At 68.2% G+C, this 14,830-nt stretch carries 15 protein-coding genes; 5 read left to right on the forward strand and 10 right to left on the reverse strand.

Going from position 1 to position 14,830, the window contains the following annotated elements; all coding sequences use genetic code 11:
- The first annotated feature begins 106 nt into the window (after nt 1–106).
- Genes KIK15_RS00640 through KIK15_RS00655 form a run of 4 tightly spaced genes read left to right on the forward strand, consistent with a single transcriptional unit; the run spans nt 107 to nt 5,371 of the window.
- Complete coding sequence (locus tag KIK15_RS00640) at nt 107–1,273, forward strand: polyprenyl synthetase family protein (RefSeq protein ID WP_307851673.1); 1,167 nt, start codon at nt 107–109, stop codon at nt 1,271–1,273.
- Complete coding sequence (gene crtI, locus KIK15_RS00645; protein ID WP_214242252.1) at nt 1,270–2,820, forward strand: phytoene desaturase family protein; 1,551 nt, start codon at nt 1,270–1,272, stop codon at nt 2,818–2,820. The genes KIK15_RS00640 and crtI overlap by 4 nt, the downstream gene beginning before the upstream one ends.
- Nucleotides 2,817–4,418: an alpha-(1->6)-mannopyranosyltransferase A gene (locus tag KIK15_RS00650; protein ID WP_214242253.1), complete on the forward strand. Its 1,602-nt coding sequence runs from the start codon at nt 2,817–2,819 to the stop codon at nt 4,416–4,418. Before crtI ends, KIK15_RS00650 begins: the two co-directional genes overlap by 4 nt.
- Nucleotides 4,415–5,371: a phytoene/squalene synthase family protein gene (locus tag KIK15_RS00655; RefSeq protein WP_214242254.1), complete on the forward strand. Its 957-nt coding sequence runs from the start codon at nt 4,415–4,417 to the stop codon at nt 5,369–5,371. Before KIK15_RS00650 ends, KIK15_RS00655 begins: the two co-directional genes overlap by 4 nt.
- Nucleotides 5,372–5,402: 31 nt before the next feature.
- Here the strand turns inward: KIK15_RS00655 and KIK15_RS00660 are convergent, their stop codons facing one another.
- Entirely contained in the window at nt 5,403–5,771 is a 369-nt protein-coding gene (locus KIK15_RS00660; RefSeq protein WP_214242255.1) for an Rv2175c family DNA-binding protein, read from the reverse strand.
- 113 nt (nt 5,772–5,884) lie between these two features.
- On the opposite strand from KIK15_RS00660, the gene KIK15_RS00665 reads away from it, so the two are divergent.
- Nucleotides 5,885–7,252 (forward strand): protein kinase, encoded by a 1,368-nt coding sequence (locus KIK15_RS00665; protein WP_214242256.1) that lies wholly within the window; start codon nt 5,885–5,887, stop codon nt 7,250–7,252.
- Between the two features lie 7 nt (nt 7,253–7,259).
- Here KIK15_RS00665 and KIK15_RS00670 read toward each other — a convergent pair whose 3' ends face one another.
- The 9 genes from KIK15_RS00670 to KIK15_RS00710 all read right to left on the reverse strand — a co-directional run bounded on the left by KIK15_RS00670 (nt 7,260) and on the right by KIK15_RS00710 (nt 14,757).
- Entirely contained in the window at nt 7,260–8,651 is a 1,392-nt protein-coding gene (locus tag KIK15_RS00670) for a class II 3-deoxy-7-phosphoheptulonate synthase (protein WP_214242257.1), read from the reverse strand.
- A 73-nt stretch (nt 8,652–8,724) separates the two neighbouring features.
- Nucleotides 8,725–9,201, reverse strand: coding sequence for a polyadenylate-specific 3'-exoribonuclease AS (locus tag KIK15_RS00675; protein ID WP_214242258.1), 477 nt, complete (start codon nt 9,199–9,201; stop codon nt 8,725–8,727).
- Between the two features lie 80 nt (nt 9,202–9,281).
- Nucleotides 9,282–9,986: a 1-acyl-sn-glycerol-3-phosphate acyltransferase gene (locus KIK15_RS00680; RefSeq protein WP_214242259.1), complete on the reverse strand. Its 705-nt coding sequence runs from the start codon at nt 9,984–9,986 to the stop codon at nt 9,282–9,284.
- A gap of 62 nt (nt 9,987–10,048) precedes the next feature.
- The gene (locus KIK15_RS00685) at nt 10,049–11,017 is read right to left on the reverse strand and encodes an ROK family protein (protein ID WP_214242260.1); all 969 of its coding nucleotides are present in this window, start codon (nt 11,015–11,017) and stop codon (nt 10,049–10,051) included.
- Nucleotides 11,014–11,418, reverse strand: coding sequence for a hypothetical protein (locus KIK15_RS00690; protein ID WP_214242261.1), 405 nt, complete (start codon nt 11,416–11,418; stop codon nt 11,014–11,016). The genes KIK15_RS00685 and KIK15_RS00690 overlap by 4 nt, the downstream gene beginning before the upstream one ends.
- Before the next feature lie 46 nt (nt 11,419–11,464).
- On the reverse strand, nt 11,465–12,757 hold the full coding sequence (locus KIK15_RS00695; RefSeq protein ID WP_250323978.1) for an ArsA-related P-loop ATPase: 1,293 nt from the start codon (nt 12,755–12,757) through the stop codon (nt 11,465–11,467).
- The gene (locus KIK15_RS00700; protein ID WP_214242263.1) at nt 12,754–13,191 is read right to left on the reverse strand and encodes an SRPBCC family protein; all 438 of its coding nucleotides are present in this window, start codon (nt 13,189–13,191) and stop codon (nt 12,754–12,756) included. The genes KIK15_RS00695 and KIK15_RS00700 overlap by 4 nt, the downstream gene beginning before the upstream one ends.
- Nucleotides 13,192–13,195: 4 nt before the next feature.
- The gene (locus KIK15_RS00705) at nt 13,196–13,573 is read right to left on the reverse strand and encodes a polyketide cyclase / dehydrase and lipid transport (protein WP_214242264.1); all 378 of its coding nucleotides are present in this window, start codon (nt 13,571–13,573) and stop codon (nt 13,196–13,198) included.
- Between the two features lie 65 nt (nt 13,574–13,638).
- Entirely contained in the window at nt 13,639–14,757 is a 1,119-nt protein-coding gene (locus tag KIK15_RS00710; protein ID WP_214242265.1) for a glycosyltransferase family 4 protein, read from the reverse strand.
- Nucleotides 14,758–14,830: the final 73 nt, after the last annotated feature.

Raw genomic sequence — 14,830 nt, forward strand, 5'->3', positions numbered from 1 at the left:
CGCCCGTCGAGGGGTGCCGACGCCGCGATCGTCGAGTGGTGAGACCGGTGGCGATCGGTAGTGTTGGCCTCATGCGCAGCACCAACGCTCCCGAGGGCCATCGGCGGTGACCATCGACAGCCCGAATTCTGTTGTCCACGACCACAACCAGGTCCAACAGACTCACCGCGACCCGGTCCCGACGTCGGGTCCCACACCCCGTTCGCTGGCCGAGGTGCCGGCTGCGGCCAAGGCGCTGCTGCACGGTTACTTCCTCCGGCGCCGCGCCGATGTGGCGCAGATCTCGCCGCAGACCGCCGAACTGATCGACCAACTCGAGACGTTCACCCTCGGTGGTGGCAAGCGTGTCCGACCCACCTTCGCGTGGGCTGGTTTCCGCTGTGCCGGTGGCGACCGGACATCGGTGATCGCCGATCCCGCGTTGCAGGTGTGCTCGGCACTGGAGTTGATACAGGCCTGCGCCCTCATCCATGACGACGTCATCGACCGGTCGGACACCCGGCGCGGGAACCCGACGGTGCACCGGTCGATCGGCGCCACCCACGGGCAACGACAGTGGTCTGGCGACGGCGACCATTTCGGGGTGTCGACAGCGGTCCTGCTCGGCGACCTCGCACTCTGTTGGGCCGACGACATGGTGGCCGAGGCAGCGCTTCCCGTCGAGCGGAGTGTGGCGATGCGGCCCATCTGGTCGGCGATGCGCACGGAGGTCTTGGTCGGTCAGCTGCTCGACATCACCGTCGAGGCATCGGGCAGCGAGTCGGTGGAGGACGCCTTCCAGGTGATGCGCTTCAAGACTGCGGCCTACACCGTCTCCCGGCCACTGCAACTCGGTGCCGCGTTGGCCGGGGCCGACGATCAGGTGATCGACATGCTGGGCGCCATCGGGGACGGACTCGGGATCGCCTTCCAGCTGCGTGATGACCTTCTCGGCGCCTTCGGTGACCCCGCCAAGACCGGGAAACCCTCCGGCGACGATCTCGTCGCCGGCAAACGTACAGCCCTGCTGGCGTTGGCCCTGAAGTCTGCAGATGAGTCGGACCCCGCCGCGGCACAGTTTCTACGACAGACGATCGGACACCCTATGAACGACGACGAACTGACCCGGGTCCGCGCGATCCTGCACGAGGTGGGCGCGGTCCGCGCGGTCGAAGACGACATCGACCGCCTGGTGGAGGAATCGTTGGCCACTCTGGCGCAGGCTCCGTTCGACGCAGCAGCCCGCACCGATCTGACCGCCACCGCCACCGCCATCGCCGGACGTCAGGCATGAGCGGCATCCGGACCGTCGAGGGCCCGATCGGTCATGTGGTGGTCGTCGGCGCCGGTCTGGCCGGGTTGTCGGCGGCGTTGCACCTGCGGGGTCAGGGCATCGACGTCACCGTGCTCGAGGCCGGCCCGACCCCGGGTGGTCGGGTGCGCACCGAGGAGATCGACGGGCACCTGTTCGACACCGGCGCATCGGTGTTGACCATGCCGTCACTGATCGAGGCGCCGCTGGCCGCGGCGGGGATGGCGCCCGAACGCACCCGAGAGCTGCTCGACCTGACCGACCTCGACCCGACGTATCAGCTGCGCTACGCCGACGGCACCGATTTCTCGGTGGCCCGCAATCCCGAACAGCTCGCCGCCAACATCGGGGCCACGTTCGGTCCGGCCCAGGAGGCCGGCTTCCGCAAGTTGCGGACCTGGCTGCAGGAGCTCTACGACGTCGAGATGGACGACTTCATCGACCGCAACGTCGACGGGATCGCCGACTACCTGACGCAGCCCGATCTGCGAACCGGGGTGAAGAAGTTGGTGACGATGGGCGCGGTCCGGCGGCTGACACCGGCGATCGCCCGCTTCATCAGCGACACCCGGCTGCAGCGTGCCTTCACCTTCCAAGCCCTCTACGCCGGAGTGCCGCCGGCCAAGGCACCCGCCATCTACGCGGTCATCTCGCACATGGACATCGGGATGGGCGTCTACTACCCGCGCGGCGGAATGGGACGGGTGGGCGCGGTGATGGCGCAGGGCCTCGTCGAGGCCGGCGGCGTCATCTCCTACGACACCCCGGCACGTCACATCCGATTCGCCGGCGCCGGCGCCCGTCCGCGTGCGGTGGCCGTGCAGACCGCGTCCGGGGACATCGCGTGTGACGCCGTCATCGTCACCACCGATCAGCCGGTGACCGAGACCCTGTTGGCCAACGCCCCGGCCAAGAAGCGCAAGATCCGCTACTCCCCCAGCGCAGTGGTCAGCCACATGGCCGTGCCGGTTGAGCACACACGGTCCTGGCCCGGTGGTCACCACACCATCGACTTCGGGGCCGCCTGGGACGAGACGTTCGTCGAGTTGACCTCCCGCCCTGGACAACTCATGTCCGATCCGTCACTGCTGCTCAACCGTCCCGCGCTGACCGACCCGGACAACTTCATCCGCGACGGTCTGGAATCGGTCACCGTGTTGGCGCCGTGCCCCAACCTCGAGAGCGCCGATCTGCCCTGGGATCACCTCGCCGAACCATATGTGGCCGAGGTGTGCGGGGTACTCGAACAGCGCGGGTACACCGGCATCACCGCCGGCCTGACCTCTGGACAGGTCAAGCGGATTGACCACCCCGGGGTGTGGGCTCAGCAGGGCATGTCGGTGGGCACCCCGTTCGCCGCGGCACACACGCTGTTGCAGACCGGTCCACTGCGCGCCCCCAACCTGTGGCCCGGTGCGGCCAACGTCGTGATCGCGGGCAGCACCACGGTGCCCGGGGTGGGCATGCCGCCGGTGCTGGTCTCGGGACGGTTGGCCGCCGAACGCATCACCGGCTCCACTCGCCGGTGAGCACGGCCGCGGTCGGCACCGATGTGGCCGACCGGTTCTCGGCAGACGCCGAGTTCTCCTGGCGGCGGCCACATCACACACGGGCCGGACGCACAGTGCTCTGCGGGTTCGCGGGGTCGGTGCTCATCGCGCTCGGCGGGATCGGGGTGGGCGACATCCCACGCGCAGATGATCGGCTGCAACGTTGGTCGATGGCGTGGCTCACCTACGGTCACGGCAGGTCGCTGTCGTCGCTGCTCTTCTGGGCCGGCACCGCGTTGTTGGTCGTGTCGTGGATCACGCTGGGCCGCATCTTGATCGGGCGGTCGACGGCTCCGGTGGCGACGGGGTTGCTGCGGCAGGCGGCGGTGACGTGGAGTCTCCCCCTCCTGGTGACGGTGCCGCTCTACAGCCGCGACGTCTACGCCTACCTCGCCCAATCCGCCCTGCTGCGTGATGGATTCAACCCCTACGTGGACGGACCCGCCCGCAATCCCGGCCCCCTGGTCGACAGCATGGCGCAGGTGTGGGCCACCACCACCGCTCCCTACGGGCCGTTCTTCATGGGCGTTGCACGCGGGGTGGTCGAGGTGACCGGCGACGACCCCGTCAGCGGCGTGCTCGCGATGCGGCTGGTGTTCCTGCCGGGCTGGCTTCTGGCGATCTGGGCGGTGCCGGCGATCGCAACCCACCTCGGTCGTGACCCTCGTGTCGCACTGTGGGTGTCAGTGCTCAACCCGATGCTTCTGGTGCACGACGTCGGTGGCCCACATGTGGAGATGCTGATGTCGGGGGTGCTGGCGGCCGGGGTGTTGCTGGCCCTGCGCCGGCACCACGTGGCGGGTGTGATCGTGATCGCGGTGGCGATGTCGATCAAGGTCACCGCCGGAGTGGCTTTGCCCTTCGTCCTGTGGATCTGGTTGGCCCACACGCGTTCTCAGGCTCCACCGAGCCGGCGAGCGGTGCTCAAGACGGTGAGCACGATCGTGGGTGTCAGTGTCGCAGTCTTCGCGGTGTTCACCGCCGCCCTCGGGCTGGGGCTGGGATGGCTGCACGGCCTGGGTTATGCCGACCGGATCATCAACTACCTCAGCCTGCCCACCGCGGTGGCGCATCTGGTCACCGTGATCGCCGCCCCCGTCGCTGCGATCCCGCTGTGGCCGGTGGTGACGGTGAGCCGGGCCGTGGGTGCGGTGATCCTGGGGCTGGCGTTGATCTGGATCTGGTGGACCCGACGCGCCGACGAGCGGTCCGCAGTGACCGGGATCGCCGTCGCGATGCTCGCGGTTCTCCTGCTCGAACCGTCGACACTGCCCTGGTACTACACGTGGACGTTGATCTTCGCCGGTGCTGCGGTGCTCTCCGCACGAGTGCTGGCGGTGATCGTCGCCGGCGCGGTGTTCGGCCTGATCGCCTTTCAACCCGACGATTCGATCCTGCTCTACGAGACTTCCGGGGTCCTGAAAACAGTTGCGGCATCCGCGTTCTGCGTGTGGCTGCTGCTACACCGCGACCGCCGAGGGCCGCTGGTCGGTCAAGTCACGGCAACCCCCACAGCCGACCCGCGTACCACGTGCACACCCGCGGCGACCGAGCCCCGACCGGAGAAGGACACATGACGACGATCAACCCGCTGACCACGATCGACCCGGCCGCCATCGAACGGGGTTACCTGCGGTCGCAGGAGTCGACGGCCCGTCATGGTCGGACCTACTACCTGGGGACGCGTTTGCTGCCCCTGCACCGACGCCGGGGCGTCTACGCGCTCTACGGGTTCGCCCGGATGGTCGACGACGTTGTCGATCTGCCCGGTCACCCCGACCCCGTCGGTGCGCTCGACACCTACGAGAACCAGCTGTTCGACACCCTCGCGGCCAACCCCGAACCTCGTCCGGGGCTCGAACCGGTTGAGTTGCAGGCTGATCCCGACACCGACGAGCAGATCCTGGCGCTGGTCGACACGATCCGACGGTTCGACATCCCCGAACCGTACTTTCGCGCCTTCATGGTCTCGATGCGCATGGATCTACCCGGTAGTTCGGTGTTCAAGACGCGCTACCGGACCATCGCCGAACTCGACGAGTACATGTACGGCTCGGCGTCGGTGATCGGCCTGCAGATGCTTCCGATCCTGGGCACCCTCGACGACGAGGCCGCGCTGGCTCCGGCCACCGCGCTCGGCGAAGCGTTCCAGCTGACGAACTTCATCCGAGACGTCGGCGAGGACCTCGACCGCGACCGCATATATCTGCCCACCGATGAGCTCGCCGCCTTCGGGGTGGACGAGGCGATGCTGTTCAGCGCGCGCCAGAGCGGCGTCACCCCACCAGAACTCACACGCGCACTGGCCCATTGCATCGCCATCACCCGCCATCGCTATCGACTGGCCGAGCCGGGTGTGGCCCTGATCGAGCCGCGGAGCCGTCCGGCGATCCGGGCCGCATTCGAGCTCTATCGCGACATCCTCGGCGAGATCGAGGCCGCCGATCACCAGATCATCGGCCGCCGGGTGTCGGTGGGTGGTCGGCGCCGGCTGCGGCGCGCGGTGGCAGCGGTGGTCACCCGTCGCTGAACTGCACGACAACACGCGGGCACCGAAGCACTCAGAGGGCCAGAGCCTGTGCGCGCCTGATCATCTCGCGCGCGGCATGGCTGTGCAGGGCCCGGGCGGGGTACTCGCCGATGTCATCCTGCGCGGTGAACAGCCATCGCATCGCGGAGTTGCGATCGAAACCACCGTCGATGAGCACGTCGATCAGTCCGGTCAGATGTTTAGCCACCTCCGACCCGTCGAGGAACACCTCGGGGATCATCGGTGTGCCGTCCCGGTTCACGGCGAGCAGGTGGTGTTCGGCGATCAGGTTGCGCACCTTGCCCGCAGAGACACCTAGGCGCCGAGCCACCTCGGCGATCTCGAGAACGGCTTCGTCGGAGGGCAGGAGATCGTCAGGCGACATCGGCAGTGAGACCACGCACAGACCATACCCAGCGCGCTCGAGCCGTGCGATCGGATCGCCGGGGCATCGCTAGTCTGGATGTCGACAGACTGCGCTCGCACCGCCGAGCCCGACGGGAGGCAACAGAGGTGAGCACACCGCCTGATCCGTTGCTTGGCGCTCGGCTCGACGGCCGCTATCGGATCGACGCTCTGATCGCCCGCGGCGGGATGTCGGGGGTGTACCTCGGTGTCGACCTGCGACTGGACCGACCGGTTGCGGTGAAGGTGATGACCCCGCACTACAGCGCCGATCCACAGTTCTTGAGCCGCTTCGAGTTCGAGGCACGCTCGGTGGCCCGCCTCAAGGACCCCGGCCTGGTCGCGGTCTACGACCAGGGTCACGACGGCGACTATGCGTTCCTGGTGATGGAACTGATCGAGGGCGGGACGCTGCGCGAGCTGCTGCGCGAGCGCGGCCCCATGCCGCCGCACGCCGCCACCGCCGTGCTGATCCCGGTCCTCGGCGGTTTGGGCGCCGCGCACGCCGCCGGCCTGGTGCATCGGGACATCAAACCGGAAAACGTCCTCATCTCCACCTCAGGCGAGGTGAAGGTGGCCGACTTCGGTCTGGTCCGCGCCATCGCCGCAGCCCAGATCACCTCCAACAGCGTGATCTTGGGTACCGCCGCCTACCTGTCGCCCGAGCAGGTGGAGTCGGCGATCGCCGACGCCCGCAGCGATGTCTACGCCACCGGAATCCTGCTGTTCGAGATGCTCACCGGGACAACGCCGTTCACCGGTGACACGACCATTGCGCTGGCCTACGCGCGGCTACGACACGATGTGGTGCCGCCGAGCCGCGTCATCGCCGGGGTGCCCCGCGAGTTCGACGATGTGGTCCTCACAGCCACCGCCCGCGATCCGGCCCACCGCTACGCCGACGGAGCCGACATGCTGGCCGCGGTGATCGAGGTCGCCGATCGACTCGCGTTGCCTCCGTTCACCGTTCCCGCCCCCGCAGTATCGGCCGAACGGACCACAGCCATGGCGTTTCGCAACCGGATGGGCAACCAACCCGCGACCGTCGACCCGGGAGCGACCCGCACTGGCACTGCAGTGATCGACCCTGACCACGTCGATCATCTCGACGACCCGACTTCGCGCGCCGACGCAGACACCGGCCGCCGAGCGACCCGGATGATGAGCGCGGCAACCCACCTCGCCGCCGAACCCACAGATCCCGACGACACCGCCGAGCCGCATCCACTGCGCCCGCAGTTGATGAGGGCCGCAGCAGAATTCGAGCTCGCGCGCGAACGTGGTCGGCGACGGGCGAAGATCATCACCGCGGTCGTGGCGCTGCTCGTGGTGGCACTCGCGGTGGCCGGCTACCTCGCCGGGGTCAGCCTGGCCGGCGGCAGCATCACCGGCTCGCCTGAGATCGCGCTCGTGGAGGTGGTGGCCCAGGCGCCGACGACACTCACGGCGACGCCCGCGCCGTTGCCGACCGACTGAGTTCGCCTCAGCCGCGCAGCATCTCAGCGACGAGGAACGCCAACTCCAACGACTGCTGGGTGTTCAGTCGCGGATCGCAGGCCGTCTCATAGCGGCCCGCCAGGTCGAGGTCGGAGATCTCCTGCGCGCCACCGAGGCATTCGGTGACGTCTTCGCCGGTCAGCTCGATGTGCACACCACCGGGGTGTGAACCCAACGCACGGTGCACCTCGAAGAACCCCTGCACCTCGTCGACGATCCGGTCGAAGTGACGGGTCTTGAACCCAGTGGAGGCCTCATGGGTGTTGCCGTGCATGGGATCGCACTGCCAGATCACCTTGTGTCCGGTGGCCTCGACGGCAGAGACGATGGGCGGCAACACACTTCGCACATTCGCGTTGCCCATTCGCGCCACCAGCGTCAGCCGACCGTCCACCTTGTGCGGATCGAGCCGGTGCACGTACTCCACGGCCTGCTCCGGGGTGGTGGTGGGCCCGATCTTGACCCCGATCGGGTTGGCGATCAGTTCGGCCAACGCGATGTGGGCGCCATCGAGCTGGCGAGTGCGTTCACCGATCCACAGGAAATGGGCCGACAGGTCGAACAATTCCTGCTCACCCGACGCCGTCTCGGCCAGCCGCAGCAGACCACGTTCGTAGTCGATCACCAGCGCCTCGTGCGAGGCGTAGATGTTGGCCGACTCCAGGTTCGAGTCACGAACGTCGCAGGCGTCCATGAATCGCAGTGCCCGGTCGATCTCGGCGGCCAGTGCCTCGTAGCGCGCCCCGGCCGGCGAGGTGCGCACGAACTCCTGGTTCCAGTCGTGGACCCGGTGCAGATCGGCGAGTCCGGCGCCGGTCAACGCCCGCACCAGGTTCATCGCGGCGCTGGCGTTGGCGTACGCCCGAACCAGTCGGGACGGATCATGAGCCCGTGCGGCGTGGTCGGCGGTGAACCCGTTGACCATGTCACCGCGGTAGGAAGGCAGACCCAGCGCGTCGGTGTCCGACGACCGGGGCTTGGCGTATTGCCCGGCGATCCGCGCCACCTTCACCACCGGCATACTCGCGCCGTAGGTCAGCACCACCGCCATCTGCAACAAGGTCCGGATGTTGCCCTTGATGTGTGGCTCGGTGTTGGCGGCGAAGGTCTCGGCGCAATCACCGCCCTGCAGCAAGAACGCTTGCCCGCGCGCCACCTGCGCCAGCTGCGCGGACAGCTCGACCACCTCTTCGGGCATGCAGATCGGCGGCACACTCTCCAGCACGGTGCGCATCGCGCGCGCTTTGTCCTCAGGCCAGCTCGGCTGCTGCAGCGCCGGCCGCGCGAGCATCGAGGCGAACCGTTCGGCCAGCGCCCCCGGCAGGGGCGGGAGCTCGGGTAGTTCGTCGATCGGCACGTCCACGGTCCAGTTCACCACGGAGCCAGCCTAGTGCCTGGCTCGGCGGCGCCCACACCGCCGGTGCTCTCGGTCGCGACCATCGCAGCCGAGATCAGACCGACAGCATCGCCTGCCACCGCGAAAGGTTGTGGCGGGCATCGGCCAGAGCGTCGTGGGCGTTGGCCGGTGCGGGCGGCAACTCGGGCCGCCCCACCGACTCCCAGTGCTGCTTGAGTTCGCGGGTGAACCGCGGGATCGGGCGGGGCAACGCAGTCATCGACCCCCACAGCTGACACAGGGCCACGTGGTCGTAGGCGCCGATCCACGCCCACAACTCGATGTCACCGGGTGTCTCGGTGAGAAACTCCAACAGCCGGTCCCTGATCTGCCGACGGGACTGCCATGCCTTCGACGCCGGCGACGGCAACTGACCGAGCACGTTGGTCCGCACCCAATCACCGGCCCTGGCCGGATCGAACTCGGTGGACACCGCGTAGAACTCGCGGCCGTCCTCGGCGACGACCCCGATGGAGACGAGCTCGATCGTGCGACCGTCCTCGATGAACTCGGTGTCGTAGAAGTAGCGCATGTCTGCACACTATGCGCCGCCAACGCGGCGACAGGACGCGAGGACTCGGTGCGGCCCGCCCAGACGCAGACGCCGTGAGCTCAGGCTGCGGGAGTCTCGCGATCTGTGGTCGGCGGAGCGTTCTTGAGGCTGGCCGCGTACACGTCCACGTAGGGCTGGCCGCCGAGCCGCATCAGTTCGTACATGATCTCGTCGGTGACGGCCCGCTCGATGAAACGGTTGCCCTCCATCCCCTCGTACCGGGAGAAGTCCAGCGGCTTACCGATACGCACTTCCACCCGGGCGAAGCGCGGGATCGTGGTGCCCGGCGGGTTGAGCTTCTCGGTGTTGATCATCACCACCGGGATGACCGGAACGCCGGTCTCCAGGGCGATGCGCGCAAGCCCGGTCTTGCCCTTGTAGAGACGACCGTCCGGTGAGCGGGTGCCCTCGGGGTACATACCCATCAGGTCTCCGTGCGCCAACTTGCGCTTGGCCGAGATCATCGCGCCCTCGGCCGCACTGGCACCGGAACGATCGATCGGGATCTGACCCGACGAGCGGAAGAACCACCGCTGGAACCTGCCCTTGAGTCCACGACCGGTGAAGTATTCACTCTTGGCCAGGAAGTAGATCCGTCGCGGCACCATCAGCGGGAGGTAGAACGAGTCGACCACCGCGAGATGGTTGCTGGCCAGGATGGCCGGCCCCTTCTCCGGGATGTTGTCGAGACCTTCGACGCGAGGCCGCCCGATCAACGACAGCAGCGGGCCCATCAGCACGTACTTGAACAACCAGTACCACATTGACCAGCGACTCCGATCGACCAGACGCTCCCGAACCTGACGGCTATGACTCTACTCACCGATCAGGATGCGGACACCTGTACAACCCGAGAACGCGCGATCGCTGCGGCCCCGATCATCCCGGCGGCCTCGCCGAGCTGAGTGCCGCGGATTCGCGCCAGACGCCGATGGCCCGACCCGGTGAGCAACGCCCCGTAGTGTTCGCGGGCCTCGTCGAGGAACAGCCCACTCGAGGCGCCGACACCTCCGGCCAGCACGATGAGGTCGGGATCGAAGATGTCGCCGATCATCGCCAGGCCGAGACCCAACCATTGTGCGAAATCGGCGAATGCGGCCAGCCCTACCGGGTCACCGTCATGAGCTCCGGCCGCGACTCGTCGGCCGGTCAACGAACCCGGGTCATCGGCGATCTCACGGGCGATCTGACTGAACGGATACTTGCCGTCCGCGACCAACTCGACGACGTTGTCCACCAACGCTGTTCCGCTGCAGTACCGCTCGAAACAGCCGTTCTTGCCGCAGGCGCACAGCCGCCCCGACGGGACCACCCGCAGATGTCCCAGCTCGGGGGCCACGCCGTGGCTGCCTCGGTAGATCTCGCCGTCGAGCAACAGCCCGGCCCCGATGCCCGTGCCGATGGCCAGCACCACCACGTTTCGTCCACCCGCTGCCGCCCCGAAGCGACGCTCGGCGATGGCGGCCGCGTTGGCGTCGTGTTCACACGCCACCGGCAGTCCGATCCGAGCGGTCATGTCGGCGGCCACCGCCGCCTCACGCCAGGGCAGGTGGGGGCTGAAACGCACGCGCGAACAGTCCGGGGTCAAGAAGCCCGCGATGGCCAGGCCCACCGCCGACACCGACCACCGCGACGCGAGGTCGAACACCAGCCGATCCAGACATTTCTCCAATGCGGGCGCGGTGGCGGGGGTCTGGGCCCGGACGGTGTCGAGGATCTCCCCGCGCTCGTCGACGACCGCCGCCCGGATACTGGTGCCGCCGATGTCGATGCCGACGGTGTGGTGGGTGGTCATCGGTCACCGTCTGCGAGGTCGATGTCGACCTCGATCGTCTGAAATCCCGTGCTCCGACGCGACCCGGATGCAGTGCTCGCCCGCCGACTGAAGGTCTCGTCGAGAACCGCGGAGATGGCTTCGAGTACCGAGATGATCGCGGCGATGAGGGCGTGGAGGAAATCGCCGATCTCACCGAGGATCGACTCGGCGGAGATACGGAAACCGCGATCGCCGACGCGCGGATCGGCCGGGCCGACGGCGAAGCCGTCCACCTCGCCGCGCCCGGACGCACCGCCACGATCCCGGTCGGCGATGACCGACGTGGCAAATCCCTCGATCCGATCCAGCAGGGAGAGCACCAGAGCGCGAACCGCGTCGGCGTCGGGCACCTGGTCGCGGCTTCGGGCCGAATCGCTCATCCTCACCTCTCCGCGGTCGTCGATGGTGCACCCGGGGGTGCGATGGTCAGTCGACCGCGCTGCCGTTGCGTGGCCACACGCGCGGGTCGGGCTGGAACCGAACGCTCAGCATGCCATCCTCCCACCGCGCGTCGTGCACCGTACACCGACGGAGCACCGACGGCAGCGTCACCCGGTGGCGATACCCGCACAGTGACACCACGAGGTCATCACCGGATCGACCCATCGACAACGTCCGCGGATCGGGTAGGGGTTGTGGCCAACTCAGCCGGAACGTGGTCGTCAGCCCGGTGCCGCCGAGTTGCTCGACCCGGGCGGCGCTCGATCCGGCGGCGCGGCGCGGCGCGGTGTCCAAGCGTGCCCCGACCTTGCGCAGCGCAGCCACCGTCCGCGGGGGCTGCGGCAGCAGACGAGTTGTGGCCCAGTCGATCTGGCCGGTGGGATCGAGGCGCTTGCGAATCTCGACGGGGAACTCTCGCCCGGACACGCCGCTCGGTCCGGTCGGATGACCGTCGGGCGTCCCAGGTGCGAACCCGGCAGGTTCGAGCCCATCGGGATCGAACACGGCAGGATCGAACACAGCGGATTCGGATCCGATCGGGTTGGCCACCACCGATCCGACCGCGACACCGAGCAGGCTGAGCACCGCGAGTTGCCGTTCGCAGGTCTCCACGCCGTACAGGTCGGGCCGGTGGACCAGGTGCGCACGGACCACGCTCGGATCGACCAACAGTTCGGCCAGATCCGTGCAGTCGGATACGACGGCATCCACGACAGCCGCGCCGCCGGTGAGTCGCGGATTCTCGGTCACCCCGGTGAGTCGACGCTGGCGGGGCCAGATCCGTTCTATGTACCCGGCGACCATGGTCGGGACGGCCAGGAAGGACAACGGATCCGACGCACCCGAGCAGTCGACCACCACCCTTGTCCACCGGCCGGAGACGGCCTCGTCCCGTATCCGTCGCCACGCCAGGAACTGTTCGACACCGGGCAGGCCGGTCAGCTCGGCGGGGTCGATGGTGCCCACCTCGCCGAACACCGAACCGCCGGCCACCGCGACGACGCCCCGCAGCGTCGACCACAGATCGGCCACCTGGGCGAGGGTGTCGATCTCGAGGAGATCAACATGTTGGGACACCGGGATAGGTTGCCCTGGAGTGGAATACACGCCAAAGGTTCGGGCGCCCTGGCGAAAGCGATCCAGGGTGACGATCAGGGTCCGCCCCTTCTCGACTGCACTGCGACCACCGTCGAGCGCGACGGCCGCAGATGCGGCCACCGTCGACACCCCCGCTCCGCCCGATCCCAGTACGACATGGATGGGCGCCAGATCGATCAGCCTTCGACCCTCTTCTTGAGTTCCTTGAGCGCGGCGTCGGTGATCGCCTTCTCGGCCCGCCGCTTGAGCGCCCCGATGATCGGGATGGCCAGGTCGACCATCAACTCGTAGGTGACCTTCGTCGATCCCGAAGCCTGCTGCACCAGTGTGTATTTCCCTTGCTGTGCGGTCTGCAGCTCGCTGCTGACCAGGTCCCAGGAGACCTCCCGACCCGATGCCGCCCAACGATAGGCCAGCACGTAGGTGTCACGCAGCGCGCCGGCGTCGAGGCGGAACCGGACACGGGCGGCCCGCCCGTGCGGGCCGGGCTCGACCACCTCGACGAGGTTGGCCGCCGAGACCCACTCCGGGTACCGCTCGAAGTCGGCGATCACAGCCATGATCGCCTCCGGATCGGCGTTCACCACGATCGACTGCTCGGTGCGATCGGCCATCGGCTCAGCTCCCTGCCACGGCCGGCATCCCGACCTCGCGTCCGAGTTCGAGCCGATCCTTGACCTCGGTGGACATGACCCGCCCCGCGACCCGGCGTCGATGGTTCTCCGCCGTGAGGTCGACTCCGTCACGGTTCGGTTCGGCATGGAGGAAATAGTGCAACACGAAACCGTCGAGCATCTCCTGCAGCCACAGTTCCATGGTGCCGGTCAGTCCGCCGGTGACGGTCCATCGGATGCCCTCGGACCCGCGATCTTCCACGACCGTGAGTCGCAGGTCAGGCCACCAGCGACGCCAATGGCCGCGATCGGCGATCACCTGCGGTGCGGCGAGCGCAGACGCCGCCACGAAGGTCTCGTCAGCCACCTGGATGCTGCTCACGTGCACTAGCTTCACACACCTGCTGTCGGCGACCGGCACACACCTGCTGAGTTGCCCGGTTCCGGTCACAACAGCGTGGTCAGACGGTGAGCCATCGTCGGCCACTGCCACCGCGACAGCACCCAGTCCCGCCCGGCCACACCCATCGCGACACCGGCCGCCCGATCGGCGAGCACCGAACTGATCGCCTCGGCCACCGCGACACGGTCCCGCCCGTCCACGACGTGACCGGTCTCGCCTTCTCGGACCGTCTCCGGTGCGCCCCCCGAGGTCCCGGCCACCACCGGGACGCCGCTGGCCGACGCCTCGAGGTAGACGATCCCCAGACCCTCCACGTCCAAGCCGCCGCCACGGGTGCGCGACGGCATGGCGAACACATCGGCCGCCGCGTGGTAGGCCGGTACGTCCTCGACATCGACCGATCCGGTGAGTGTCACGTGATCACCCACCGACGAGTCGGCGATCATCGCCTCCAGCGTCGAGCGGTAGGGCCCGCCGCCGACGATGAGCAAGCGGGCGTCGGGTACGCGTCGCACGATCTGAGGCAACGCGTCGATGAGCACGTCCTGACCCTTGCGGGGAACCAACCGCGACAGACACAGGATGGTCGGGGCGTCGCCAAGACCATGGCGGTCGCGGATCCGCAGCCGCGCGGCGGCGTCGGGGGCGAATCGGGCTGTGTCCACTCCTGGTGGCAGGTGCTCAAGTGCGGCGTCGCGACCGAACGCCGAGGCGAATCGCCGCCGGGTGTAGCGGCTGACAAAGGTCACCACGTCGACGTTGTTTCCTATGTGGCGCAATGTGTTTCGCGCGACCGGAAGCATCGACCAGCCCACCTCGTGGCCGTGGGTGCTCGCCACGATGCGACGCGCGCCCGCCGACCTCAGCGCCGGCGCCAGCACCGCGAGCGGAGCGGCGGCACCGAACCAGACGGTGTGGATCTCGTGCTCGATGATCAGTCGGCGCGCACGACGCACGACGCTGGGGCTGGGCAGCATCAGAGTCGTGGGGTGGCGATGCACGTCATAGGCGGCCGCGTGGTCGAACTCCTCGGCGCCGCGCCAGCGCGGGGCGTAGACCACCAGATCGTCGGCCGGCAGACGATCTACCAGACTCTGCAGATACGACTGGATGCCCCCGGGTCGGGGCGGATAGTCGTTGGTGAGGAGCAGCGTGCGATGCATCGGCGACAACGCTACCCAAGCCCGGTTCCCAGCGCGGTTGCGGCGCCGTTGCCATGACCGCACCGCGCACCGG

Source organism: Williamsia sp. CHRR-6 (assembly GCF_018474015.1).
GTDB lineage: Bacteria > Actinomycetota > Actinomycetes > Mycobacteriales > Mycobacteriaceae > Williamsia_A.